The organism is Parvularcula sp. IMCC14364, from assembly GCF_030758415.1.
Taxonomy (GTDB): Bacteria; Pseudomonadota; Alphaproteobacteria; order Caulobacterales; family Parvularculaceae; genus Aquisalinus.
Genome location: NZ_CP132334.1, coordinates 2,437,018 through 2,462,396, shown reverse-complemented (window position 1 = coordinate 2,462,396; position 25,379 = coordinate 2,437,018). Strand labels below are relative to the sequence as shown.

The 25,379-nt window shown below is 54.7% G+C and carries 22 protein-coding genes and 1 tRNA gene; 13 read left to right on the top strand and 10 right to left on the bottom strand.

Annotated elements, in window-relative coordinates; translation table 11 throughout:
• The first annotated feature begins 5 nt into the window (after nt 1-5).
• The 3 genes from RAL90_RS11415 (at nt 6) to RAL90_RS11405 (ending at nt 5,487) form a co-directional block, all read left to right on the top strand.
• Nucleotides 6-2,912, top strand: coding sequence for a site-specific DNA-methyltransferase (locus tag RAL90_RS11415; RefSeq protein ID WP_306250701.1), 2,907 nt, complete (start codon nt 6-8; stop codon nt 2,910-2,912).
• Entirely contained in the window at nt 2,909-3,301 is a 393-nt protein-coding gene (locus RAL90_RS11410) for a hypothetical protein (RefSeq protein WP_306250699.1), read from the top strand. The genes RAL90_RS11415 and RAL90_RS11410 overlap by 4 nt, the downstream gene beginning before the upstream one ends.
• A 116-nt stretch (nt 3,302-3,417) precedes the next feature.
• Complete coding sequence (locus RAL90_RS11405; RefSeq protein WP_372340473.1) at nt 3,418-5,487, top strand: 3'-5' exonuclease; 2,070 nt, start codon at nt 3,418-3,420, stop codon at nt 5,485-5,487.
• Between the two features lie 47 nt (nt 5,488-5,534).
• On the opposite strand, the gene RAL90_RS11400 is transcribed toward RAL90_RS11405, so the two are convergent.
• Together RAL90_RS11400 and RAL90_RS11395 are read right to left on the bottom strand one after the other, a co-directional pair.
• Complete coding sequence (locus RAL90_RS11400; protein WP_306250694.1) at nt 5,535-6,728, bottom strand: integrase arm-type DNA-binding domain-containing protein; 1,194 nt, start codon at nt 6,726-6,728, stop codon at nt 5,535-5,537.
• Nucleotides 6,729-6,892: 164 nt separating this feature from the next.
• Nucleotides 6,893-6,968: transfer RNA gene (locus RAL90_RS11395), tRNA-Phe, on the bottom strand.
• A 302-nt stretch (nt 6,969-7,270) separates the two neighbouring features.
• Here RAL90_RS11395 and queF point away from each other — a divergent pair.
• Genes queF through cysE form a run of 4 tightly spaced genes read left to right on the top strand, consistent with a single transcriptional unit; the run spans nt 7,271 to nt 10,243 of the window.
• Nucleotides 7,271-7,735, top strand: a complete 465-nt coding sequence (gene queF, locus RAL90_RS11390) for a preQ(1) synthase (protein ID WP_306250692.1) — start codon at nt 7,271-7,273, stop codon at nt 7,733-7,735.
• Nucleotides 7,732-8,757 carry a peptidylprolyl isomerase gene (locus RAL90_RS11385; protein ID WP_306250690.1) on the top strand — a complete coding sequence of 342 codons (1,026 nt, stop codon included), beginning with the start codon at nt 7,732-7,734 and terminating at the stop codon, nt 8,755-8,757. The genes queF and RAL90_RS11385 overlap by 4 nt, the downstream gene beginning before the upstream one ends.
• 4 nt (nt 8,758-8,761) lie before the next feature.
• Complete coding sequence (locus RAL90_RS11380; RefSeq protein ID WP_306250688.1) at nt 8,762-9,385, top strand: NUDIX hydrolase; 624 nt, start codon at nt 8,762-8,764, stop codon at nt 9,383-9,385.
• Nucleotides 9,386-9,400: 15 nt separating this feature from the next.
• Complete coding sequence (gene cysE / locus RAL90_RS11375; RefSeq protein WP_306250686.1) at nt 9,401-10,243, top strand: serine O-acetyltransferase; 843 nt, start codon at nt 9,401-9,403, stop codon at nt 10,241-10,243.
• Nucleotides 10,244-10,427: 184 nt separating this feature from the next.
• Here cysE and RAL90_RS11370 read toward each other — a convergent pair whose 3' ends face one another.
• On the bottom strand, nt 10,428-11,729 hold the full coding sequence (locus RAL90_RS11370; protein ID WP_306250684.1) for a TadE/TadG family type IV pilus assembly protein: 1,302 nt from the start codon (nt 11,727-11,729) through the stop codon (nt 10,428-10,430).
• A gap of 16 nt (nt 11,730-11,745) precedes the next feature.
• Entirely contained in the window at nt 11,746-12,216 is a 471-nt protein-coding gene (locus tag RAL90_RS11365) for a hypothetical protein (protein WP_306250682.1), read from the bottom strand.
• Nucleotides 12,217-12,325: 109 nt separating this feature from the next.
• Between RAL90_RS11365 and RAL90_RS11360 the strand changes: the two genes are divergently transcribed.
• The 4 genes from RAL90_RS11360 to RAL90_RS11345 all read left to right on the top strand — a co-directional run bounded on the left by RAL90_RS11360 (nt 12,326) and on the right by RAL90_RS11345 (nt 14,990).
• Nucleotides 12,326-13,159 carry an IS5 family transposase gene (locus tag RAL90_RS11360; RefSeq protein ID WP_306249540.1) on the top strand — a complete coding sequence of 278 codons (834 nt, stop codon included), beginning with the start codon at nt 12,326-12,328 and terminating at the stop codon, nt 13,157-13,159.
• Between the two features lie 254 nt (nt 13,160-13,413).
• Nucleotides 13,414-14,025: a TadE/TadG family type IV pilus assembly protein gene (locus tag RAL90_RS11355; RefSeq protein WP_306250680.1), complete on the top strand. Its 612-nt coding sequence runs from the start codon at nt 13,414-13,416 to the stop codon at nt 14,023-14,025.
• Nucleotides 14,026-14,196: 171 nt separating this feature from the next.
• Nucleotides 14,197-14,472 carry a helix-turn-helix transcriptional regulator gene (locus RAL90_RS11350; RefSeq protein WP_306250678.1) on the top strand — a complete coding sequence of 92 codons (276 nt, stop codon included), beginning with the start codon at nt 14,197-14,199 and terminating at the stop codon, nt 14,470-14,472.
• Nucleotides 14,469-14,990, top strand: a complete 522-nt coding sequence (locus RAL90_RS11345; protein WP_306250676.1) for a hypothetical protein — start codon at nt 14,469-14,471, stop codon at nt 14,988-14,990. The genes RAL90_RS11350 and RAL90_RS11345 overlap by 4 nt, the downstream gene beginning before the upstream one ends.
• Here RAL90_RS11345 and RAL90_RS11340 read toward each other — a convergent pair.
• From RAL90_RS11340 to RAL90_RS11325, 4 genes are all read right to left on the bottom strand, one after another.
• Nucleotides 14,987-15,964, bottom strand: coding sequence for a M23 family metallopeptidase (locus RAL90_RS11340; RefSeq protein WP_306250674.1), 978 nt, complete (start codon nt 15,962-15,964; stop codon nt 14,987-14,989). The two genes, RAL90_RS11345 and RAL90_RS11340, sit on opposite strands and share 4 nt — an antisense overlap.
• A 10-nt stretch (nt 15,965-15,974) precedes the next feature.
• Nucleotides 15,975-18,419, bottom strand: coding sequence for a 1-acyl-sn-glycerol-3-phosphate acyltransferase (locus RAL90_RS11335; RefSeq protein ID WP_306250669.1), 2,445 nt, complete (start codon nt 18,417-18,419; stop codon nt 15,975-15,977).
• Between the two features lie 40 nt (nt 18,420-18,459).
• Nucleotides 18,460-19,461 carry an NAD(P)H-dependent glycerol-3-phosphate dehydrogenase gene (locus RAL90_RS11330; RefSeq protein WP_306250667.1) on the bottom strand — a complete coding sequence of 334 codons (1,002 nt, stop codon included), beginning with the start codon at nt 19,459-19,461 and terminating at the stop codon, nt 18,460-18,462.
• Between the two features lie 136 nt (nt 19,462-19,597).
• Nucleotides 19,598-21,295, bottom strand: a complete 1,698-nt coding sequence (locus RAL90_RS11325; RefSeq protein ID WP_306250665.1) for an HAD-IB family hydrolase — start codon at nt 21,293-21,295, stop codon at nt 19,598-19,600.
• Between the two features lie 411 nt (nt 21,296-21,706).
• Here RAL90_RS11325 and RAL90_RS11320 point away from each other — a divergent pair, with 411 nt between their 5' ends.
• Nucleotides 21,707-22,270: a hypothetical protein gene (locus RAL90_RS11320; protein WP_306250663.1), complete on the top strand. Its 564-nt coding sequence runs from the start codon at nt 21,707-21,709 to the stop codon at nt 22,268-22,270.
• Between the two features lie 281 nt (nt 22,271-22,551).
• Here RAL90_RS11320 and RAL90_RS11315 read toward each other — a convergent pair whose 3' ends face one another.
• Together RAL90_RS11315 and RAL90_RS11310 are read right to left on the bottom strand one after the other, a co-directional pair.
• Complete coding sequence (locus tag RAL90_RS11315; protein ID WP_306250661.1) at nt 22,552-23,160, bottom strand: nucleotidyltransferase family protein; 609 nt, start codon at nt 23,158-23,160, stop codon at nt 22,552-22,554.
• Nucleotides 23,153-24,103 carry an XdhC family protein gene (locus RAL90_RS11310; RefSeq protein ID WP_306250659.1) on the bottom strand — a complete coding sequence of 317 codons (951 nt, stop codon included), beginning with the start codon at nt 24,101-24,103 and terminating at the stop codon, nt 23,153-23,155. Before RAL90_RS11310 ends, RAL90_RS11315 begins: the two co-directional genes overlap by 8 nt.
• Before the next feature lie 137 nt (nt 24,104-24,240).
• On the opposite strand from RAL90_RS11310, the gene RAL90_RS11305 reads away from it, so the two are divergent.
• Entirely contained in the window at nt 24,241-25,368 is a 1,128-nt protein-coding gene (locus tag RAL90_RS11305) for a CaiB/BaiF CoA-transferase family protein (protein ID WP_306250657.1), read from the top strand.
• The last annotated feature ends 11 nt before the right edge of the window (nt 25,369-25,379 follow it).

Below are 25,379 nucleotides of genomic sequence, written 5' to 3'. Positions count from 1 at the left end.
GGACAATGGCGCGCAAATCCAAATCCCCGAAAAAGGTCGAGACGCTTTCCCACGAGCACGAGACCCGCAAGAACATTCCGACGGCGGAGCTGCAATCGATCAACGAGCAGCTGGAGGAGATGACGCCGGCAAAACCGGTCGCCTATCCCCGCGCACGGCCGCTGCCCAGGGGCGAGCACCGCGAGCGCGATGGCGATCTCGACCCGCAGATCGTCTGGAACGGCATGAAGATCAGGATCACCGAGGAACAGCGCCAGAAGCTGGCCGAGACCGGCGAGCTGGAATTGGGTGACGCCCAGCTGGTCTGGCGCGGCAAGGACACCCAGGACTGGTCCGACCTGATCGTCAATGTGCCGCCGGTCTATATGCAGGAAAAGATCCACCCCAAGGCGCTGATCGACGATCTGGTCCGCCGCTCAAAGGCAAAAGAGGAAGACGACGCGCCGGACCTGTTCGCCGATTTCAACGGCATCGATCCGGAGGCGCGTACCGAGTTCTACGAGCATGACCAGCACTGGTCGAACCGGATGATCCTCGGCGACAGCCTGCAGGTGATGGCCTCGCTGGCCGAGCGTGAACAGCTACGCGGCAAGGTGCAATGCATCTATTTCGACCCGCCCTATGGGATCCGGTTTAGCTCCAATTGGCAAGTGTCTACACGCTCCAGAACTGTGACGGATGGAAAATCTGAAAGCCTTACAAGAGAGCCAGAACAGGTAAAGGCTTTCCGCGATACCTGGAAGGATGGCATCCATTCTTATCTCACCTATCTGCGCGACCGGATGACGGTGATGCGCGATCTGCTGACGGAGTCGGGATCGATCTTTGTACAGATAGGCGATGAGAACGTGCACCGCGTTCGTGCGGTAATGGACGAAGTTTTTGGAGAGGAGTGCTTTGTTTTAGAAATTGTATTTAAAAAGACTGCAGGCCTTTCCAAATCGGCCGTTTCGGGAGTCACAGATTACATACTGTGGTATTGCAAAGATTCTCAAAGCACTAAATTGAGGCGGCTTTTTGATTTGAAACCGGAATTCGGAGATAGTGCATATTCAAGCGTTAGGTTGGCAGATCTTTCCAGCCGTAGAATGACGAAGCAAGAACGTGCCGGTGTGAAATCAATCCCGGAAGGGGCTTCTATCTTTCGCCAGCAAATCGCGCTTGCTGCCGGCCTAACACGGAGTTGTGTTTTCGATATTGATTTTCAAGGAAAGTCGGTACCGCCCAAACGTGGTGCTAGTTGGAAGTCAAATTTCGACGGAATGCATAGGCTTAAAAAGGCAGAACGGCTGCAAGAGAGCGGCTCAAGCCTCGCCTATGTTCGGTTCCTCGAAGACTTTCCAGTAAATCCAATAAACAATTTCTGGGCTGATACTGCTTCTGGAAGTGGTATGGACAAAGTCTACGTCGTTCAGACAAATGCGGAAGTAGTAAAACGCTGCATCCTCATGGCCACCGACCCCGGCGACCTCGTGCTCGACCCGACCTGCGGCTCCGGCACCACGGCGACGGTCGCGGAGCAATGGGGTCGGCGCTGGATCACCATCGACACCTCCCGCGTGGCCCTCGCCCTCGCTCGCACGCGGCTGATGAGCGCCAAATATCCCTATTATTTGCTCGCCGACAGCACCGAAGGCAAGCACAAGGAAGGCGAGCTGACCGGCAAGGTGCCGTCCGGCGACAGGGCGACAAGCGACATCCGCCAGGGCTTCGTCTATGAGCGCGCGCCCCACATCACCCTGAAATCCATCGCCAACAATGCCGAGATCGACGTGATCTGGGACAAGTGGCAGGAGGTGCTGGAGCCGCTGCGCGAGAAGCTGAACGCCACTCTCGGCCAGCAATGGGAGGAATGGGAAATCCCCCGCGAGGCCGATGACGGCATGCCGGACGGCGCCAAGGCGCTGCTCGAAAAATGGTGGGACGCGCGCATCGCCCGCCAGAAAGAGATCGACGCCTCCATCGCGCAAAAGGCCGATGTCGAATATCTCTATGATCGTCCCTATGAGGATAAATCCCGCATCCGGGTCGCCGGCCCCTTTACTGTGGAGAGCCTGTCGCCCCACCGCGTCGTCGCCATGGACGACCAGGAATTGCTGGACGAGCCGACGCCGCAGCAGAAAAAGCGCAAGAGCAAGCTCGCCCAGGAGGTCGATTTCGTCCAGGTGATCCTCGAAAACCTGCGCACCGCCGGCGTGCAGCAGGGCGCCAGGGAAGACCGCATCAATTTCACCACCATTGCCCCCTGGCCCGGAGAGATGGTCCATGCAGAGGGCCGCTTCATGGAAGGCAATGCCGAGCGCCGCGCCGCGATCCTGATCGGCCCGGAATATGGCACCCTCCACCGCACCGACATCATGGCCGCGGCGCGCGAAGCCTCGGAGGCGCGCTTCGACATCCTCATCACCTGCGCCTTCGGCTATGACGCCCATGCCAGCGACGTGACCAAGCTCGGCCCGCTCAACATCATCAAGGCCAAGATGAATCCCGATTTGCACATGGCCGAGGATCTGCGCCGCGACAAGAACGCCAATCTGTTCATGGTCATCGGCGAGCCGGATGTCGATATCATCGAGACCGGCGACGAGTTGCAGGTCCAGATCCACGGCATGGACATCTTCGTCCCCGCCACCGGCGAGATCCGCTCCGGCGAGACCGACGACATCGCCGCCTGGTTCATCGACACCGACTACAACGAAGAAAGCTTCTTCGTCCGCCACGCCTATTTCCTCGGCGGCAATGATCCGTACAAATCGCTGAAGTCGGCCTTGAAGGCCGAGATCGACGAAGAGGCCTGGGAGACGCTGAGGCGAGACACGTCCCGCCCATTCCCGCGGCCGGAAAGCGGCAGGATCGCAGTGAAGGTGATCAACCACTATGGCGATGAAGTGATGAAAGTTTTTAGCGTGTGACCAAAATGGAGCCAGGCAATGAACACATTGAAAATCTGATTGACGCCTATCTGGCCTGGCTCAAGGAGGATGGGCGATCAGCTCCCGCGGGAATTTATTGGCAGCGTGTGTGGGATATGATAGTACGCGATGTCGAAAGACAGCATCGTCCCAGGCTTCCTCTTGTGCTGTCTGGCATGTGGTACTCTTCTCATCAGGACAAGCAGGACCGACTGAAGGAACATCTTTTATTTTCGTTCAATAGAGGCAAACTCTTTCATGCATTGGCAATGCTGGAACGAATTCCGTCTGAAGGCTGGTGCCATGTCCAACCGGAACGGGAAAATGACTGGAACCGGCCGATGGCTGATGAAGCCCAATTTGAAGATTGGGACGAAAATGACGGATAACTCGTGTCAAGGTTTGAGAAATTGTATCTTCAAAAAGATAATTTGGACGTATTCGAAAGAGAGTGGTCCAGTGCCACTCTATGCTTCCTTTTAATATGAGTACGCAATTACGGGTCATGAACTTCCTCATCGCCGATACCTTCGTTAAAGCCGTCGCCAAGCTGGACAACCAGTCCCAGAAGGCCGCGAAGCTCACGGCGCTTGATTTGCAGATGGACCCGACCGGTAAGGGCAAATCATTCCATCGCATAGATAAATCGCGTGATGAGGGGTTCTGGTCTGTCCGTGCGAGCCGGGATATCCGCCTGATCGTGCACAAGGCCGGCGACCGCATGGTGCTTTGTTATGTTGACCATCATGACGAAGCCTATGCCTGGGCCGAGCGGCGGGTCTTTGAAACGCACCCGACCACCCGCGCCCTGCAGATTGTGGAGATCGAGGAACGCGTCGAGCAACCGCCGGCGCAGGATCTTGCAACCATTCCGGATCACCTGATCCAGCAACCAGTTCTGCCGCTCGCCGAATGTTCCGATGATGATCTATTGCAATATGGCGTACCGCCAAGCTGGCTGAAACGCCTGCGCAAGGCCGATACGGACCAGCTGCTCGACCTTGCCTCCCATCTTCCCCAGGAAGCTCAGGAAGCGGTTTTGGCGCTGGCCATCGGCGAGACGCCCCAGATGCCTGCGATCGAGCCTGAAGAGGCCGACGAGGCACTGCACCCGGATGCGCAACGCCGGTTCCGTTTTGTCGAGGGACGCGAAGAACTGGAGACAGCGCTCAACTATCCATGGGATCGATGGACCGTCTTTCTACATCCTTCGCAGCATGCCTATGCCTATCGCGATTATACAGGTCCGGCACGGATTGGCGGGTCTGCCGGAACAGGCAAGACAGTTGTCGCCCTGCATCGCGCCAAGTGGCTTTCAGAAAAGCCTGACGGCAAAGTCTTGCTGTCCACCTTCTCGCGGCCACTCGCAACCGCCCTGAAGCGCAAGATCGGGATCATGACTGGCGACGAGCGGAGCACCGTGCCCGCGATGCACGTCGCTTCCTTTGTGGATGCCGCATCAGAACTCTACACCTTGCACCATGGCCGGGAACCTTATCTGGCGAAAGAGGCGGACCAGCGCCGTATACTCGCAAAGCACACAGAGCATTTTTCCGACTTCTCAGATGCGTTTCTCTGGACAGAGTGGCGCGATGTGATCGACGGCTGGCAACTCGGCAGTCTGGAAGAATATCTGGATGTCAGCAGGACTGGCCGCCGCAGCCGTATCGGCCGGAAACAGCGAGAGATCCTTTGGCCAGCATTTGAAGCTACACGTCAACAACTGACGCAGCGGGGCATGAAGACCAGCGCCATGTTATTCGAGGAAGTCACGAATCTGTATCAGGACAAAAGTGACAAACCATATTCGGCAATCGTGATCGATGAGGCGCAAGATCTCGGCCCGCCGGAACTTCGCTTTTTTGCAGCGATCTCAGATCCGGGAAACAATGATCTCTTTTTCGCCGGCGATCTCGGCCAACAGATATTCCAACATCCATTCTCCTGGAAGCAACTTGGAATCGATGTTCGCGGTCGGTCGGCCACGCTCACGGTGAATTACCGGACCAGCCACCAGATCCGGAAGGCCGCGGACAAGCTCCTGCCGGAAGCGATGAGTGACCTTGACGGGATCACGTCCCGCCGCAAGGGGACCGTATCTCTGTTCAACGGCCCGGCGCCGCAGGTCATGAAGCTGGATGATCAGGAGGCGGAAATTGCGGCTGTTGCCAAATGGCTAGAAGAGTGTGTCGCGGAGGGCATCGAGGCGCACGAAATCGGCGTTTTTGTCCGCGATCGGGACCGCCTTTCCCGTGCCCGTGATGCGGTGGCCAAAGCCGGCCTGGAGATCGAAACCCTTAGCGGCTCCGAACGGGATACGGCAGAGCGCGTAGCGGTTGGTATTATGCACCTGGCAAAAGGTCTGGAGTTCAAGGTGGTGGCGGTCATGGCATGCGATGAAGAAGCCATGCCACTGCAATCCCGGATCGAGCAGGCGGTGGACGAAAAGGACCTTGATGAGGTTTATGACACCGAGCGGCATCTGCTGTATGTGGCCTGCACGAGGGCCAGAGAGCGATTGCTGATCACTGGCACGAGGCCGGCGTCTGAATTCCTCGACGACTTTGCAAACTGAATGGCGAGAAGTGGCTGACTGCGGGATTTTGAAGTATGTATTGGCGCTCAACTCTGAAGGCGTTTCAGTTTCTGGATTTCTGTTGCCCACCATTCCGCCATGCGCACACGCTCTTCCCAGTGCTCACTGCGGTCGTAGGCGCGGCGAACATCGTTTCCTTCGACATGGGCTAATGCCCGCTCAATTGCGTCCGGATGCCAGAGGCCGCTTTCATTCGCGAGCGTTGAAAAGGTCGCACGAAAGCCGTGTGCCGTCATTTCGTCTTTGCTGTAGCCCATCCGTCTTAGAGCGGCGTTGATAGTGTTGTCGCTCATGGGGCGCTTCCATGACCGTATTGAGGGTAGAATGAACTGGTAATTGCCTGAAAGCATTTTTAGCTCTTGCAACAATGCCACCGCATCCGTCTGTAGGGGCACACGGTGGGGGCGACGCATCTTCATTCGCTCGGCGGGTATCTGCCAGACACGTGCTTCAAGGTCGAATTCGGCCCAATGAGCGAGCCGCAATTCGCCCGGTCGTGGGTATAGTAGCGCGAGAAGCTGAAGCGCTATCTGTGTAGTTCGCTGCCCCTCGAAGTGGTCTATCGTACGGAGCAGCGCCCCAAATTGATCAGGATCGGTTATCGCGGCACGGTGGTTCCTGGGCGGGCGGCTGATTGCGCCTTTCAGGCCCGGCGTGGGGTCAGCCTCGAGCCATCCCAGTGCGATACCATAGCGCAAGACAGTGCCTATTACCGACCTGAGCCGGTTTGCAGTCTCCAAGGTGCCACGGGCCTCGACACGCTTCAGGGTTGATAGGATAAGCGAAGCCTTGATTTCAGACACCGGCGTTTTGCCAAAGTCGTTCGTGGCCATAGCCAGAAGCCATTCGTTCTTGGATATTGTGCTGGCCGCACGGCCCTCTTTGTGCTGTTTGTCGAGATAGAGAGACGCCAGCTTGGCAAAGCTGTGTTCGGTTTGGCGGTTCGTCTCTTCTGCTTGTTGCTTCTTTATTTCACCCGGGTCTCGACCTTCGACAACATGCTGTCGGGCTTCGTCGCGTGCCCGTCTGGCTGACTGAAGCGTCCTGTGCGGATAAGGTCCGAAGGAAAGCAACTTCTCCTTTCCGCCGTACCGGTACTTCATGCGCCAGAGCTTGGAGCCGGAAACGGCAACCTGAAGGTAAAGCCCGCCGCCATCCGCTAACTTATATGGTTTTTCTTTGGGTTTGGCGGCTCGAATTTGGCGGTCAGTAAGCGTCATTTGGGGGTATCTCGGTAGGTGTATCCTAAACAATGCCCCCAAATATACCCCCAATTCGGCCGGATTGTACAGGATGCCCCCAAGCCGCGTTGGACAACGATTTGGCTAAGGTATATGAATTTATTGACATTTTGGACAATTTAGGATGTGGAAAAATTTCAATATGGTGCCCAGGGGCGGAATCGAACCACCGACACACGGATTTTCAATCCGTTGCTCTACCAACTGAGCTACCTGGGCATACCGCTATGAGGCAGGTATGAAGACGACTATACCGTCGCCAGAATTCGGGTCTATAGGCGAAAAAGGGCAGGTTTGTCCATGCTCATTTTTGCTTCGATTTGCAATTATCTTGCCACGCAACTTTCACCACTTTGGAGATGGTGGGTATGGTCACACGCCTGACCGGCGTGCGTTATTGTGATACCTGATATGCACCACGCCAGTTGGCTAATGCGTGACGTTTACCAGCCATTCCGCTGATGCGTTGCCCAACGGATGGTGATAAGAGCCGGGAAAGTCAGGACAACAGAGCGCCGATAATGAGCAAGGACATTTACCAGAATCTTGACCAGCTTGGTCAGCAGACCGCCCTGCCGGCGACCCCTGAAGCCGCGCAGCTTGAGGCTGTCCCGAATCCGCATCCGGATGTGGATTATCTTGCCCGTTTCGTGGCGCCCGAATTTACCTCCCTTTGTCCGGTAACAGGACAGCCGGATTTTGCCCATCTCGTCATCGATTACTGTCCCGGCGACCATCTGGTCGAGTCGAAATCCCTGAAGCTCTATCTCAGCGCTTTTCGCAATCATGGCGCTTTTCACGAAGACTGTACGGTGGCAATTGCAAAAAGGCTGGTCGCGGTCATTGCGCCCAAATGGCTGCGCATTTCCGGTTACTGGTATCCGCGTGGTGGCATCCCGATTGATGTTTTTTATCAAACAGGTCTACCACCAGAGCATGTTTATGTGCCGGAGACCGGCGTCCAGCCATACAGAGGACGAGGATGATGCTGAAAAAACTGATAACTGTTTTTGCCACGCTGGGGTTGATGGGGTGTGAAACCATTGATGGTGGTCTGCTCAACCTGAACCCGGACCCGGACGCAGCCCCTGCTGTTGAAGCAGAACTTGCCGAAGAATCAGAAATGGCGGCAGCGTCCGATAATGAAGCGCCGTTGCCCGACGAGGTGGCCGTGCCCGAAGAGCAGGTGCGCGGACCCGGTGTTATTATTGCGGAGGCGGGCGTCGATGACTGGGTGCCTGTTGATCCTGAAAACACTCTGTATATTGATATACCACAGGGGCGCATCGTCGTGCAGCTCACGCCGGATCTGGCACAGGCGCATGTGAAACAGGTCAAGCAACTGGCCAGAGAAGGCTATTATGATGGCCTGAATTTTTACCGCGTGGTGCAGGGGTTTGTGGCGCAAGGCGGCGATGAAAGCGGCGACCGCAGAATTCGCACGGCAGCGCCATTCATGCAGGCCGAGTTCGACGAACCGATCCCGCGCGGACTGGCGTTCACACCACTTGGCAATGCGGATGGCTATGCCGATCAGGTCGGGTTTATCAATGGCTTTCCAGCCGGGATGAGCCGCCGGGAGAGAAAAGTCTGGCTCGCGCATTGTACCGGGGCGTTCGCTTTCGGGCGTGGTAACGAGCGCGACAGTGCCGCGACGGAGTTTTACATTACATTGCAGCCACAGCGCTATCTCGACCGTAACCTGACCGTTTTTGGCCGGGTTATCTGGGGGATGGAGCATGTGCAATCCATCACGCGTGGTGAGCCGGGTAATGGCGGTGTTATTGCGGATGCAACCAAGTGGACGCCCATTCGCGCTTTCCGGGTTGCTGCAGATGTGCCCGAGCAGGAACGGCTGCAACTTGAAACATTCAATACGAACACAGACCTGTTCCGTGAATTACTGGAGGCGCGCCGTAACCGTCCGGAAGCATTCTTTTATTACCGCCCGGACTTTCTGGACCTCTGCCAGATGCCATTGCCAGTTCGCATGACACCAAACGGCTAAAAGGGTGACGGGCCGCAAGATTGTCCATGATCCGCCTGTGCAACGTGGGCCATGGCTGGTGCATGGTGAAGAGACGGTCTTTGAAAATCCATGGCTGGCTCTGAAACGCTATCCCGTCACGCAGCCCAACACCCATGCGCCGGGTGAATACGGCGTGGTGCATTTCAAAAATGTCGCTGTCGGGGTTCTGCCACTTGATGAAGACGGTCACACCTATCTCGTGGGCCAGCACCGCTTTGCTTTTGATGCCTATAGCTGGGAATTGCCGGAAGGCGGTGGCCGACTGGATACGCTGCCAGAGGACACAGCCCGCCGCGAAATGGAAGAGGAGACTGGACTTGTGCCATCGGCTCTCATGCCACTTGGCAGTTGGCAGACTTCCAATTCGGTGACCGATGAGCGGGCAGTTGCCTTCATCGCAACAGGGTTAAAAGCCGGGCAGACAGCGCCGGACCCATCAGAAGTTCTTGCGCTGCGCAGACTGAAATTCGCAGACCTTCTCGCGCTTGTGATGCAAGGGGAGATAGCTGATGCATTTACAGTGCTGATGGTACAGACTGCTGTCCTGAAAGCACAGGCAGGGTTGCTGCCTGCAGAAATCAGTCGGCACCTGCTGACACAGGACTGAAGACAGGAGAGCGGCATGGCATCTGAAACAGCCCCGGCGCAAAACGGCTCAGCCAAAGACACGAATGTGATTGAATTGAATGTTGAAAAGACATGGGCGCGAATGCGTGTGGAAGCATCCGCCGCTGCCGCCCAGGAGCCTATCCTGGCGAGCTTTCTTAATGCCACGATCCTGCACCATAATTCGTATACCGCCGCCCTGTCATACAGGTTGTCACAGAAGGTGGCAGACCGGGAAATGAATGCCATGTTATGGCGGGAAGTCTGCGATGAAGCGTTCTCGGCAGAGCCTGCCATCGTGACAGCAGCACTGGCTGATATCCATGCTGTCTACGAGCGGGATCCGGCCTGCCGGGAGTTGATGCAGCCGTTTTTGTATTTCAAGGGCTATCAGGCCATTCAGTTACAGCGCATTTCAAGCTGGCTGTGGCGCAATGACCGTGAGGCGCTGGCGCTGTTTTTGCAATCACGCATGTCCGAGTTGTTCAGTATAGATATTCACCCTGCAGCCAGACTCGGACAGGGCCTGTTTCTGGACCATGCCCATAATGTGGTGATTGGTGAAACTGCTGTGGTGGGGGATGATGTGTCCATGCTGCATGGCGTCACGCTGGGGGGGACGGGCAAGGAAAGTGCCGATCGCCATCCGAAAATCGGCAATGGGGTGCTCATTGGCTCTGGCGCAAAAGTGCTCGGCAATATCCAGGTTGGGGATAATGCCAAGATCGCCTCAGGCTCCGTCGTTCTGGAGGAAGTGCCCGCAGGCTGCACGGTGGCTGGTATCCCGGCCAAAGTGGTCGGCAAATGTCCGGATCAGGAGCCAGCCAAGGAAATGAAACACGGCCTCTGGGTTATTTGATCCCTGTCAGGACAAAATACTCAGACTGTCATTGCAGGCGCAATGGCGTTGCGATCTCGGCTAGCACTTCCTCAAAGGTCTGCTTGATTTGAGCAGGCGTACTGGCTTCAATCACATATTTGCTCTGACCGGCACAGGTTTCAAACCTGTCTACACCAAAAGAGAGAATTTCCTAGAGTGCAGATCACTTGCTAAGGTGCGTTGGTGTAGAAACTTCTTTGAAAATCTCGTTCATGGCAACCCGGAGGGTTTGAGAATCAGATGCCTCATAGAAATGATCCTTACTGGTCGCGCAGTCTTTGAGGTGAGTCAGGTTGAGCGTATGACCGGTAGTACCGAACCACTCGGAGAGCTTGCCAGAACTGTAGCCGTTATTTGCCGGAAAGTAAGTTGTGTACAAAACGTAGAGTTCGACACCGTTATCTTTCAAACCCTTGCAGGCTTTCGGATTAACAGCCGTTGCACGCCTTCCACCGCCCCAGGGATACCATGGGTCGCTGGAATTGAATTCAGGGTCACCAGTGGCAATGAAATCGGCACCGTCTGTAATAAGTAGGGCAATCTGTTTCGGGCTTTCTTCAAGTTCGCCTATGCCAGATACTGGAATATAACTAGCTACTTCGCTGATGGATCGGTCAATCCTGGTAGGGTGGCCACGCCCCTTCAATACAGCATGTCGGTCAAATTCACCAGCAACCCATGAATAGTTATCACTACGATCGTCTTTGTCTGGATCTATGACTTCAGTAAGCGACCGGTCGAAAGTGTAAAACCCGATACGAATAACGCTATCCGGATGCTTTTTTTCTTCAATAATATCCAAGGCATCCTGCATTGCTTCATTGGCAACGTCCATTCGAATTTCGATTGGATGCTTGCGCCATTGGCTTATATTATTATGGCAGGCAAAAGCGCATGGTTTGTTATGCGTCCATGTTTGTGCCCCTAGATCATGCATATACTGAATATCAGAAGGGCTGGCGCCGATACCCATAGACTCTGATACATCGAGAATTACATTGAAATCTGTATAGGAGCCAATAGAGCCCTTGCCTTCAGCAATTCCTTTGGTCGAGATTTTGTTTTGGCCAAGTATGTTCATGAATTTTGTGGCGTAGTTATAAGTGTACGATACTTGTGCATTGATAGTACCGCCATCAACGCCACTAGCAATATTGTACGAAAGGTTTTCCTTGTTAACTTCTTTTGAAAGGCCATTTCGGAACATGTTGTTAGCAATGTTCTGCATTTCGGTTTCAAGCTCGGCGCGAGTCATGTTGTCAGCATTTCGACGTGCTGTGGCGACAGCCGCGATCACAGCAGCGTCAGCTGAGCGTTCAAGGTTCATACGCACCATGTATACGTATGAGAAATCCACGGCGGCTCCGGCAAGACCAATTAAGGGAACCATTGCCAGAGCTGTGATCATGGCGAACTGCCCAGTCTGATCAAGTATGAAAGAACGAATTTTTTTTACTAATTTCATTATCACTTGTATCCGTTCAGCAATTTATGCCTTCGCCCACAACAGTTGGTTCCCGCACAACAAGGTATCGGGACAGAATAAACCTGTTGTCATCTTCTGTCTGGGAAGCGTTTGCATAAAATTTTCTAAGTGGTCCATCTAGGTTATACCGCACACTTACCATAACTATTTCACCAGCATTTCCAGGGCAAAATTGACCAATGAAACTTTGGCCGAACCAATCTTGTAATCCAAAGACATTAGGGCGTGACATCACGCCTACTTCTATTTTATCGCAATCAAGCATTGGAGATGCCTCGAGGCATACAACTTGTGATTTGAAATCGCTTATGCTGTTTGCAACAGAGGTATTCTTTCGAATCTCCGTAGCGGAAGCATAGGCGACATAATCCAGATTTGCGACCTGTACTGTAGAGTACATAAAGAACATTATGCCGGAAAGGAGTGAAATATAGACAGGTGATAACAAGGCGAATTCTATAGCCACCGATGCTTTTTCTTCATATCTGAAAAAGTGTAAGAGCCTGATCCAAAAGTATCTGGGTGATTTCAACGACTTATGATTCTCTTTGTTTGCTTAAGACACGGAGGATCAGATGAGTTGGAATGAAACCACCCGCACATATTATGACCGCAGTTTCCTGCGCTATGCAAGTGATCTGACGGACGACGAATGGGCTTTGATTGAACCTGAAATACCTCTTCCAAATCGGATGGGGCGTCCTCGCAAGTGGCCGATGCGGGAGATCATGAACGCCTTGTTGTATATCGCGTCTACTGGCTGCCAATGGCGCATGTTACCAAGGGATTTCCCGCCTTTTTCGACGGTTCAGAAATATTTTTATTGGTGGCGTGATGACAGATTGCTGGAAAAGATCAATCACCGCCTGCTGTTTGAATGCCGCGAAGCACACGGCAGAAGCCCACACCCCAGCGCAGGTGTGATCGATAGCCAGTCGGTTAAAACCACAGAAAGTGGCGGTATTACTGGCTTTGACGCGGGCAAAAATATAAAAGGCCGCAAGCGGCATATTCTGACGGATACGGAAGGCTTTCTGGTGACAGCACTTGTGCATGCCGCGGATGTACAGGATCGCGACGGCGCACCAGCGGTGTTGATGGAAGCGCGAGACAAATTTCCATGGCTTCGCCATATCTTTGCCGATGGTGGCTATGCGGGAGATAAGCTAAAGCGCAAACTTAAAAAAGTCGGTCCATTCCGGATGGAAATCATCAAGCGATCCGATAAAATGAAAGGCTTTAAAGTCCTGCCCCGGCGATGGGTCGTAGAACGCACATTCGCATGGTTAGGGCGATCACGCCGTCTCGCCAAGGATTGGGAACGATGCTGGACCTCAGCTATCGCATGGCTATTCATGGCTCACATCCGTATCGCAACAAGACGACTGGCAAGAGCATGTTTCATATGAAAGACTTTTGATTCAGACTCTAATATTTTTTGGCTCAGCACTATGAAACTTTCATACTATCCCTATGAGGCGAATGTAGGTGATGCCGGTAAACTCTTATTTAAAGATTATACTGAATAATTTATATCAAATTTTATGGGTAACCTTAGGATGGATTTAACGTAATTGTACTATCCCGACTATTCGGGGATTAACTTATGCACTTACCTCATCAAATAGCACGATTTCGAAGATCGGATGACGGCGCGGCAGCCATGGAGTTTGTGATGGTTTTGCCGCTGTTGCTTCTGCTTCTGGCCGCGTCTATCGAGTTTTCCAGCTATTTCACTGTGTCGCGAAGAGCCGAGATGTCTAATAATTCAATGTTGCAAATTCTGGCTGACCAGGGCGCAGGGCAAGCCGGTGTAATGCATCATGTATGGTTTGTGCCCTCCTTGATTAACCATACGGCGCAATATGAATGGAGTTGGCATGGAGGATCGGAGTGGAGAACTCCCTTTGGGTTCACACAGATTATTTACCAAAAGAAAGACCCAGATTGTGAAGATGATGACTGTGAAATGCAACCGGTCAGGGATTTTATCTTTCAATTTGCTCTGGACGCACGCAATTGTAATGTTACACCATTAGAAGCTGGCGCACCAATTACAAGCCTGCAAAGCGCACCTTCCGCCGTTAGCGCTGAAGAGTTACCACTTTTTGTAGTAGGGCATGAGGCTCGTTATCGGCCCATGCTTGGAAGTGGTGTTCTCAACACTGTTGGTGATGGATATATCCGTATAAAGCGTTATGGCTTCGCCATGCGTTATGATGGTCAGCCGTACGAGTATCCTAATAATAGTCATGGTATGTACCGACAGTGCTGACAGCTTAACTCATCTATCAATATGGGTTTGTAGGAAACTGGTCATTCCAAATATAAACGAATTTTTACATTGTTCATTATGCTTCCGTTCATATTGAGGCCCTTAGCCAGAAGGTAAGGTGTGCAGCGTATTTTATTGACAAAATATAGCATTTATACTACATAATATATTATGAGCAGGAGCGCAAAAGAGGAAGAGCAGCCGGTTTACAACCGTCTGGCGGCATTGCGCACAGAGCGGGGACTATCCCGCAAGGACCTCGCGGTGAAGCTGGGGGTGCACTATCAGACGGTCGGTTATCTGGAACGCGGGGAATACAAGCCGAGCCTTGTGCTGGCCCTCCAGATTGCCAGCCTCTTCGACCTTCCGATTGAAGCCGTGTTTTCGCTTGAGCCAATGCAGTATTTGAGCGCGCAGGTTTTTGCCGACAGAAAGGCAGCAGAATGATGGATAAAGGAGATGAGCAGATGAATGAACGGGCAAAGGAACTGCGTTCTGAAATGCTGGACAAGGTTGAAGCGCGTGCAGAGGCAGCGATGAACGATGAGAGCTTTGACAGATTGCGCCCACAGCCGGTGCGTCGGGCACTGGGGTCAGCGCTTGTACTGTCGGCGTTAACGATCGCAATTACGGGTGTGCTGGACGGGCCATGGCTGATGCTGAACCTGGTCATTTTTGGCGGTCTCTGGTTTGTATTGGGTAGAGTTAATCGCGGTTTCACAGATTTTCCTGATGAACTTGTGGATGAACGGATACGCAGCACCCGCAACCAGGTTTATCGGTATGCATATATCTCGGTTGTTGCCTGTCTGGCGCTTGTGGTAATCATCACAGCCCTCGGGAATATTGCGTCTTTCGGGATCACACTTGGTGCAGAGCATTTTTTCGCTGGTGCCATGGCATTATTCTGGCTGACGCTGGTTATACCGGCTGTTATCTTTGCCTGGAAAGAACCGGAAATTTAATCCGTATCGGCGGTCAAGGGTATTTCCATTTTCTGGTCAATAATGACATCGCCTTTGCGAACAAGTTGGTAGGCCGCAGTATATGTCCCGTCCTGCCAGCCGATGGTCGGTTTCTTTTTGCCCGTATAAGCCCACCAGCTGATATTGTTGCGCGCATGGGTACGCCTGTTTTCGGCAAAGACACGCCCATCTGGTCCGATGACCTGCATCTGTTCTTCATCGCCTTCCAGAATACCAGAGACGTCCACCCAGAAGACGAGGGCCGGGGCCGCAGGGGTTAACTGAAATCTGTCATATGTGCCGCTTCGCGCGGCGTTGATTTCAACGGCACGGTCCGAGAACCCGCCAGACAGAAAAACCGCCGGGCGATAGGGCATTTTCGCCAGAGCAGAATCTGACCATAGTGGCACTGTTGCATCGCCGCAGACAAAATCATCTGTCAGCCCGACAAACGGGTCGAGTGCTTCCCCCTCATACCGCACAGTAAACTCCACATGCGGAAATTCCGTATTGCCTGACAGGCCGATTTCACCCAGCCTGTCCCCGGCGTGCACAATGTCTCCCGGCTGCACGCTGATGCTGCCCTGTCGTAAATGGCTGTATTGCGTCTCCCAGCCATTCCCGTGATCTATCACAACGCCATTACCGGCCTCACGGCCCTTGATCGCATCCGGGCCCGTTTGTCTGACGGAGATATCTGCCATGCCATCGCGCACAGCCTTAACCGTGCCATCAGCAGCGGCGATAACAGCGACGCCGTCTGCCATCTCCACCATGGTCGGAACGCGAAAATCCGTGCCCGTGTCACCGTCAAGGCTCAGATTGCCGCAGGCATAATCTGCCCGCGCCGGAGAGGGATCATGATCGACATATTTCTGGATGCTGCACACAGCTGTCAGGTCACACTCAACAGGCACTTCAAGGACCGGCGCTTCGAAAAACGTGATCAGGGCGGAGAGAAGTGAAAGAATCATCCGGTGGCTCTTACCCCCGGCCCAGGACCTGCACGGAGCCGTCATCTTCGACTACGCCCTGCACGCCAAGGCCGCCAATGGCGCGGCGGCGCGCGTTGATGGCTTCGATCAGGCGCAGGCGGCGCTGAAGTTCGTTCATCTCGCGGGCAAAGGCCACGCGCCGTCCTGTCATGTCGCGGGCCTCGTCACCCACAAGGCCGCGATGTTCCGCAAGCAGATATGCATGGGAAAAGATCTGTTTGGCAATCGCTTCCTCGCCGGTAATCTGTCGGCGCAAAACCGCTGCCTTGCCGAGTTTCAGGCAGGCTGCCACCAGTGACTTCTCATCGCTTTCCTCTCCCGGGCGCAGGCGCATGAGCGCTTCCGCCATCACGCTGTAGCCTTCAATATACGGCTTCAGCGCGCCATGGACGAAAAGGGGTGTGACCTTTTCCAGCACTTTTTCTGCGGGGCTGCCGCCACCGGCCAGCTGGCTTTCCCAGCCGGCATCGTGATGGCGCAGCTCTCTGTTGACGTCCTCCCGAAACTGATCTGACGGCGCATAGAAAAATTCGAACTTGAACAGGTCGCGTAAGGACAATGTCTCGTCCCAGAAATGCGTGGCGGCAAGGCCCGGTGCACTCTCAGCTGCTTTTGCCAGTGCCAGCTCGGCAATCGCTGCTGTGACGAAATGGTGCACAACCGTGTTTCGGTAATAGCTGACGGTAAACTGCTGTCCCTGGCCAATACCGAATAAAGGCTCCAACCCGGTTTCATGGCGCTCAAGCACGCCAACTTTTATCATCGCGCGGGCGACATCACGCAGCTTGTGGCTGCCACTGTCGCTAAAGTCATCCGTCATGGGAATATCACGCTGCCGGGCCCAGTCCCGCAATGCCTCAAGGTCAGCAATGATTTCCTCTTCTGTCAGCGCCTGCGGAGCAGCACTGATCATGGTCAGGGCGAGCACCCCGGAAGCGGAGAGCGGGGTCACTTCATTGCTGTTAACCGCTGCCTCAAAGGCGAGTTTCTGCAGGCGAACGGTCGCGGCTTCCTGTGTGGCTTCTTCATCTGCATCATTGGCACCCTCAGGCACTGTTGCGGGCAGGGAGGCGATGACCGGCCTGCCAAAAGCCATGAAGATGCGCCCCAGCGGTTTGCGTAACCCGGCAACATATCCAATGAACCATGCAAGGCTTTCCTTGCGCTTTATCGCGCCGCGCTGTTCGTCCTTGTACGATCCGATATCTGGAATAAGGTCATAATAAATGGAGACCGGCACGAGGTGCAGGTTGTCGATGCCGTTTTTCTCAGCCGCTTCTGTGACATATTTCAGGATGCCGTAGCGCGGCGGCATCAGTTTGCCGATGCGCGAGCGCGTGCCCTCCAGTGCCCAGGCGACGGGAAAGCGTTTTTCCAATAAATAGGATATATACTGACGAAGGCAGGCTTTATAGATCGGATCATCCTGAAAGGAGCGGCGGATGAAGATGGCACCACTTTTTTTGGCCAGTGTTCCCATGCCGGCAAACGCCATATTGATGCCACCGATTGTGTGTACCAGCGGGAAATTGCTCTGGCTTGTCTGGGCGATCAGGGCGGGACCATCCACATGAGACTTGTGCGTGAACATCAGCGCTGTCGGGTTATTGCGCACGATATCCCGAATTTCCCGCAGGTGCGTGTCATCTGTGACGATCTTGTTTTCATAGCCAAAGCCACACAGGCCACGCATGATTTTTGCCATCAGGGTGACATAGAAGCGGGTGGGGGTTGGCGCGATCTCTTTCAGGCAGCTGCGGGCGTGCGCTTCCACATCGTCCAGTGATTTGCCGGTCTGCCCGGCGAGGTCGCGCAGCTGCGCCTGAAAGTCGCGCCGGGCCATGATGGCGGGCACAACGAAGCGCGGCAGTTTTGCGCCGGCGCCCGGGACGCGGCGCTGTTCACGCTCTACAGTCAGCACGGCCTGACGGGCGACATATTCAACAAAAGCATTGTCATTCCGGTCACTGACGAATTTCTGCTCAAAGCGCTCAACCAGAGACTTCTTGGTCGCTGCTTCGCCGGCCACCAGCACGCAGCGCGTCGGATCGCCCGCCAGCACTTTTTGCTTGTTGCTCCGTTTGGTCGGGGCCAGCTTGTTGGAAAAGATGAAATCCTTGAACTTCAGGCGGGCGGCGTCTTCGCCACCTTCGGTTGTCCAGACGATGCCAAGCGGCACGATGAGATGATCGCGCGGGGCGTCAATGAATTTGTCAATGGGGGAGAGCGTTGCGGCGTCCTCGTCTTCCTGTCTGACACGCATACGGGAGATGGCTGCGGCGCTTGCTTCGGGTCTTGTGGTTTCAATCCAGCGCTCCAGCAGGTCGAACTCGAAGTCTTCTTCCGCATACAGGATGAAGTGTACAGGGCGCGTATTTTCATGCGGCCACGGATCGCCAATCTTACTCAGTCTGGAAATATCGGGTGCGTTCACGTTTCTCTCTCAGTGATCTCGATGGACTAGGGCGGGATGATCAGCCAGGTTCGGATTCAGCGCCGGTTTGTGTGCGCAGCAACCCCCGGAAAGCCTGCCGGGCAGTCGAGCCTTCGTGACAGACGCGATAGACTTCCAGCGAGATGGGCATTTCGATGTCATGCTCCTGGGCCAACTCCATCACCACCTTTGAGGTTTTGACCCCTTCGGCCACCTGGTTCATTTCTGAAATAATCTCATCAATCTTTTTGCCCTGGCCCAGTTTGAAGCCGACAGTGTGATTACGGCTGAGCGCGCTGGTGCAGGTTGCCATCATGTCGCCCATGCCTGCCAGCCCGGCAAAAGTGCTGGCGCGCCCGCCCATAACCCGTCCAAGCCGGGTCATTTCCGCCAGGCCACGGGTAATCACCGTAGAGCGGGTATTGACCCCGGCGCCGGAGCCATCGCCCATGCCAGCGGCAATGGCGATCACGTTTTTGAACGCGCCGCCAAGCTCGCAGCCGACCACATCCGTATTATGATAGACACGGAAGATGCCGTTGCCGAACACAGGCTGGAGCTGCTTCACGATCACTTCGTCCTCCATGGCGAGCACACTGGCGGCCGCGAAGCCATCAATGATTTCCTTTGCCAGGTTCGGGCCAGTCAGCACCCCCGGGGGGTGGCCGGGCAGCACTTCCTTGATGATTTCAGTCATCCGATAGCGGGTGCCCGGCTCAAGGCCCTTGGCAAGGCTGATCAGCGGCACCCAGGGGCGAACGTATTTTTTGACTTCATCGAGCGTATCACGCATCGCTTTTGAGGGGACGCCCAGTACAATGATATCCGCCTGCGCGACGGCTTCTTCCATATCGGTTGTGGCCTTCACGGCGGTGGCGATTTTTGCCCCCGGCAGATAGGTCGCGTTGGTATGATGGTCGTTTATTTCCTGCACGATGCTGGCGCTGCGGCCCCAGAGGATCGTCGGGATATTATGTGACATAAGCGAGGCGACAGTCGTGCCCCAGGAACCGGCACCCAAAACGGCCGCTGTCAGCTTCATAACAATCTCCCGTGTCGCCCGTCAGGGCGCGTGTCACCCTTTTGCGGGTGTTCTTATTGAAAACACACTTAAGCAATTCCGTCCGCAAACAGCAAGCTGCTGTTTTTCAAGGCAGAACTGTAACGGTCACTACGCCTTACTGGGTGGCGCGGCCGTTTGCCTTGCTGCGGGATTTGCTGGCCGATTTTGTGGCACTGTTCTTACGGGGGGTGCCTTTGCGTGTCGCCTTTTTGCTGGACGCTTTTTTCGCAGGCGCCCGTTTGCGGCTCTTTTTCGGCGTTGGCGCTGGTTCTGGTTGCAGATCCAGTTCAGGCGCCTCCGGTTCTGCAGGCGGCTCGGCATCTTCTGCGCTTAACGGCTCGTCCCAGTGATCGAGGGATATATCTTCCCCTGCATCGTCGAGCTGGCCCAGCGTCTCGAGGAAAAGATCGCGTATCTCATCAATATAGTCATCAAGATACTGGCGCTCCCAGTCGCTGGTGTCGATGGGCTCCAGCACGGTTACCTTGATGTCCGCGGCACGCGCAAAATTCTGGCCACGCGGCAGGGCATCAACCGCATTGTGAATCACGATCGGCACAATCGGCACGCCTGCCTGCATGGCAATATGAAAAGCGCCTTTCTTGAAGGCACCAAGCCGCGTGGAGACACTCCGTGTGCCCTCGGGTGACAGGGCGACGGAAAGCTTTTCTTTCTGCAATGCCTCAATAACCGGCTTCATGGCCTCGATGGCTTTTTTGGCATCGGACCGGTCAATCAGGATCACGTCGGCAAATTTGAATAACTGCCCGATAACCGGGAAGTCACCGATCTCTTTCTTGCCAATGCCAGTGAAATCGCGGCGCAGCAGTTTCGGGATAATCAGTGTATCAACCGAACTCTGATGATTGAAAATGAAAACAGCCGGGCGGTGGGACCAGAGATGTTCCTCCCCTTCCACATCAAGATTGATACCGGTAACGGCGGTAGCATAATCCGACCACAGGCTTGTCGCCATGTTCAGCATGTCGCGCTTGCGCCCGGTTGCAGCCCACATGGTCGAGGAAACCGCCAGGGCGGAGGGCAGGGCGCTATAGGCCATGCCGGTGCGTAGCATGGTGCCAACACCGGGGCGGCCCCGGCTGGTAAATTTATAAACCGGCCAGGAGCGTTCCTTGGCGATTTTGGCCAGCGGCTTGTTGGGGTTGAGAATGCGCGGGCGACCCACAGCTTCAACCAGCGGCAGGTCGTCATCACTGTCCGTATAGAAAAAGCTCTCGGAAAGTTTGCAGCCTTCTTCTGCGGCAAGGTCCTCGGCGGCCATGCGCTTGCCTTCGCCGAAACACGTCGGGCTGATCACATTGCCGGTGAAGATGCCGTCATCAACTTCCAGTTCCGTGCAGAGCAGAAACTCGATTCCAAGATCACGCGCCGCTGGCAGGATCTGGTATTTTGTGGCGGAAGAGATGATGGCCACCGTGTGGCCTTTTTCCAGATGCGCGTTCACGATGCGCCGCGCTTCCGGGTAGATTGATCCGGCGATGGATTTTTTATAAACCTCCTCGCCAAATTCCTCGAACCAGTATTCAGCGCGGCCTCGCAGGGTGTTGGCGGTCGCGTTCATCAGGGCAGAAAAGCCCACTTTCTTGGCGGCAAATTTCCGCACCGCTTCAAATTGCTGGACAAAATCCCGGGGCGAGAGTCCGCCACTCATGATCTGCTCGCGCAGGAACGCGGTTGCCGAATAGCCCGCGATCAGCGTGCCATCAAAGTCGAAAATTGCTGCAACCTGCGGCCCGCTTGGCGCGGCGGCAATATCATCTAGAATTTCCCGTAACTGTTTGTTACTGGCCATGTTTCACCATCCCTTTGCCTTACCAATACACGGTTAAGAGCAAAAGGTGAAGAATGAGTGAGGCAGAAGGCAAACGGGGTTGGGGCCCCGGTTGCGCCGAGCGAAATCTAAAATGAGGCAGAAGGCAAACGGGGGTGGAGTGTAAAAGAGCGATCTGGCGGGCTAAGTTGGCTTCAGCCCACCTGAGTGATCTTCCCCATATCAAAGCCGGTAAGCTGACCATGTCCGCTCTTTTCCGGGGGGAGTCTGTTCATGGGTTGGGGGGCTCAGGTCGAGGTTTAGCCTAAGGCTCTCGTTACGGTTGTGCTCATCAATATCAAGTCTTGATTATTTGCTTGCATGCTTTTCGCTAAACGTTACGTAAAATTGGCAGATAGCAGATGCAGAGTAAAATAAGTTAAGGAATTACAATTGCGTCACCCATCTCTGCAAAAAGCGTGTCTTTCACTCGAAAAGGCTACGCAGGCATACGAAACCCTGTGTACATGCAGGGATTTTAAGACATTTCGATTTGCTTGGGCTGATTTTTTGCAAGCTCATAATCATGTTTTTTCAATGTTAGCAAATTGGGCTAAGGATCGTCCAAAGCATAATGCGTGGTACGGATGTGTCAGAAAAATTCGACGCGAGGATGAACTCCTTTCGTATGTACATCAAGCTCGGAATGCATTTGAGCATGGTACTCAAGAGATACATGGAGAGAGTGGACCTAAATTCGTCTACAAACTAAAGGGACCGATGTTGTTGGTTCCGAATGGCATACAAATTCTTGGGGAGGTCACTGAAAGTCAAGAATGGAAACCACCGAGTCCAGAACTCCATACATTCATCAACTCTAAAAAAAGTTATGCACCGCCCAAGCGACATTTGGGTAGTCAAATTCCCGATCCAACCCCTCAGAAGGTAGCTGAGCTCGGGATAACTTTTGCTGAGCTTAAATTACAGGAAGCAGAAGAGCGAGAGTTAGAAGGATAAGTACCTTTATCGACTCATCAATTCTTCCAGCTGGTTGTTGATATGTTCGAACGCATCAATAATTTTGTCGAAAATGAAATCTAGTGCCCGTCCAGTTTCGTAACTTCCACACGAATGTCCGAAGCAATACCTTGGGACTGAGCAAAGCTCTTAGTCGCGCAGGAATAACATCTGCAGGAATTGGAAATTCGTTAATGTTGGTCATCACGAAAACTCATAGAAAATTCGGATTATTCAAAATTGATATATTGTGTGCATTAAACCGTACAATCACATTCGGTTTACCCCGGCAAGTCTTCTGGTCGGTCAATATCGGCCAGCACGGTGTGATCCGGCCAGTTGATCGTCAGCAGGCGGCTTTGCTCTGCGGCGATAATGTCGCGGGCCCCAAGCTCCCCCGTCAGCCCGGCTAGGGCGGGAAAAACATCTGCCGGAAACAGCACAGGATGGCCGGGTCTGCCTTCAAAGACGGGGCGGACGATGCTGCCAGGGGCACGACTGCCCTTACGGCCATGATTTCCATGTGCAGTAAACTGATCTACCACGGCTTGAAAAACAGTATCTGTCAGATAGGGCATGTCACCAAGGCAGAGGAAAACGCCCGCCACTTCCGGGTTCAGGGCCGTGGCACCGCAGGCAATCGAGCTGCCCATGCCCGTCTTGTAAGCCGGGTTATGCTGTACCCTGACAGCATAGGGTTGCGCGATTTGTGCGATCGCCTCGTGATCGTGCCCGCTCACTACGATGATCTGTCCAAGCCCGAGTTTGCAAACCGTATCAAGACTATGGGCGAGCAACGGCCTGCCATTGAGGGGGGCGAGCAGTTTATTGGCCGCACCAAAGCGCGACGACTGACCGGCGGCGAGGATAATGGCGGCGAGGTCATGCACCTTTTACGGGCTCACTTTTTCTGAAAGCGGCAATCACTTCAGCCAGAATGGAGACGGCTATTTCCTGCGGCGTGCGGGCGCCAATATCAAGGCCGGCAGGGCCGGAAATGCGGGCAAGCTGTTTCTCCTCAACGCCCATGCCGCGCAATTGTTCGCATCGCTGCGCGTGTGTTTTCTGGCTGCCGAGCGCTGCCAGATAAAAGCAGTCTGTACGGATAAGTTTGAGGAGCGTGGGTGGCTCCCATTCATGGTCATGAAACAGGAGAACGCCGGCTGACCACTGATCCGTGAAGGCGGGGCTATACCGCTCTGGCGTCGTCATATGGTCAACCGCTGTTGCAGGAAAGGAAGCGTCTGAAATATCCGTATCCGGCGTTGCGACATGCACCTCGAAATCGGCGGTCGCAGCCAGTGTGGCCAGCGCGGCAACGATCGGCCCGCGGCCAATGATCTGCAGGGCCGGGGCGGGTGTGTAGTTTTTGACCCATGTCTCATCTGGTGCCGGGTCCTGCGTGAAACCACGCATCTTCGGGGCTGTGTCAGCGTCACCCAGCAGGTTCAGGGCGACAGGCTGGCGCGCGCTGAGACCGGAAAGGACCTCCTCGATCGCGGACAGGGTAGGGGAACTGATCAGCACATCAATGCCCGCGCCGCAGGGCAGCTGAATATCCATGAAAGCAGATCCCTCACCATAGCGCAGCAATCTGGGTGTCCCGGTGCGGATCACCTGAACGGCTTCATCATGGATGGCCGCCTCAGCGCAGCCACCGGTGATATAGCCAAAATGACGGCCATCCTGCGTGACCGCGATCTGGCTGCCAACAGGGCGCGGCGAGGAACCATCGGCGCGTACTAATGTGGCCAGCGCAGCGCGGTGGCCCGCCTCCAGTTGCGCCAGATACCATGGCAGCACATTTTCATAGGTTTCTTTCATGTTCAGCATTGTGTTTTTTTCGGCGCTGCCGGGCAACCACAATCAGCAAGCATGACATGTTCTGGCGCTAAAGCTGCGGCTGACGGTTGTATTTGCCGGTGCTGCGTGTGATTCTGCGGTGAAAAACTACAGGGAGAATGTGCATCATGCCGGGGCCGCTGGAAGGTATCCGTATCGTTGAATTCGCCGGGATCGGGCCTGGCCCGTTTTGTGGCATGATGCTGGCCGATCACGGGGCGGAAGTCATTCGCATTGAGCGCGGCGGTATGCGCATTCCGCCCGTTGACCCGCTCGCGCGCGGGCGCAAGTCCATCGTCATCAATATCAAGCAGCCGGAAGGCGCTGAACTGGCGCGCAAGCTGGTTGATACAGCTGACGGGCTGATTGAAGGTAACCGCCCCGGTGTGATGGAGCGGCTGGGCCTTGGCCCGGATGATCTGCTCAAGCGCAATCCCGGGCTTGTCTATGGCCGGATGACGGGGTGGGGCCAGACCGGCCCTTATGCACAGGCGCCGGGCCATGACATCAACTATATTGCGCTTTCCGGTGTTCTTCATTCCTGTGGCCGGGCGGGTGAGAAACCGACGCCGCCGGTAAATTATCTTGGTGACTTCGGCGGCGGTGCGATGATGCTGGCTTTTGGCATGGTCAGTGCCTTACTCGCGGTGAAGAACGGTGCGCAGGGCCAAGTGATTGACTGTGCGATGACAGATGGTTCTGCTTTGCTGGCTAGCCTGACCTGGGGGTTCAAAGCCTCCGGCATGTGGCAGGATATGCCGGGACAGAATATCATTGATACCGGCTCCCATTATTATGATGTGTACGAAACGAAAGATGGAAAGTGGATTTCCATTGGCGCGATCGAAACACAGTTTTATGCGAATTTGCGCGATGCGCTTGGCCTCGATGACCCGGCCTTCGACGCGCAGCAGGACCCTGACAGCTGGCCGGAGTTGAAAGAACAGCTCACGGCAATTTTCAAAACCAGAACGCGCGATGAATGGTGTGCCCTGCTGGAAGATGCGGAGATCTGTTTTGCGCCGGTGCTGTCCCTGTCGGAGGCGCCTGACCACCCGCATAATCAGGCGCGCCAGACTTTCACGGAGGTGGATGGGCATAAGCTGCCCGCCCCGGCACCGCGCTATTCTGTCAGCAAGACAAGAGCCCCGTCTGCGGCCCCGGCGATTGGCGCGCATACAGACGAGATTTTGAGCGACCTGGGCCTCTCGGCATCACAAAGAGATGACCTGCGGGCAAGCAAGGCAATCAACTGAAAGGCGAGCAG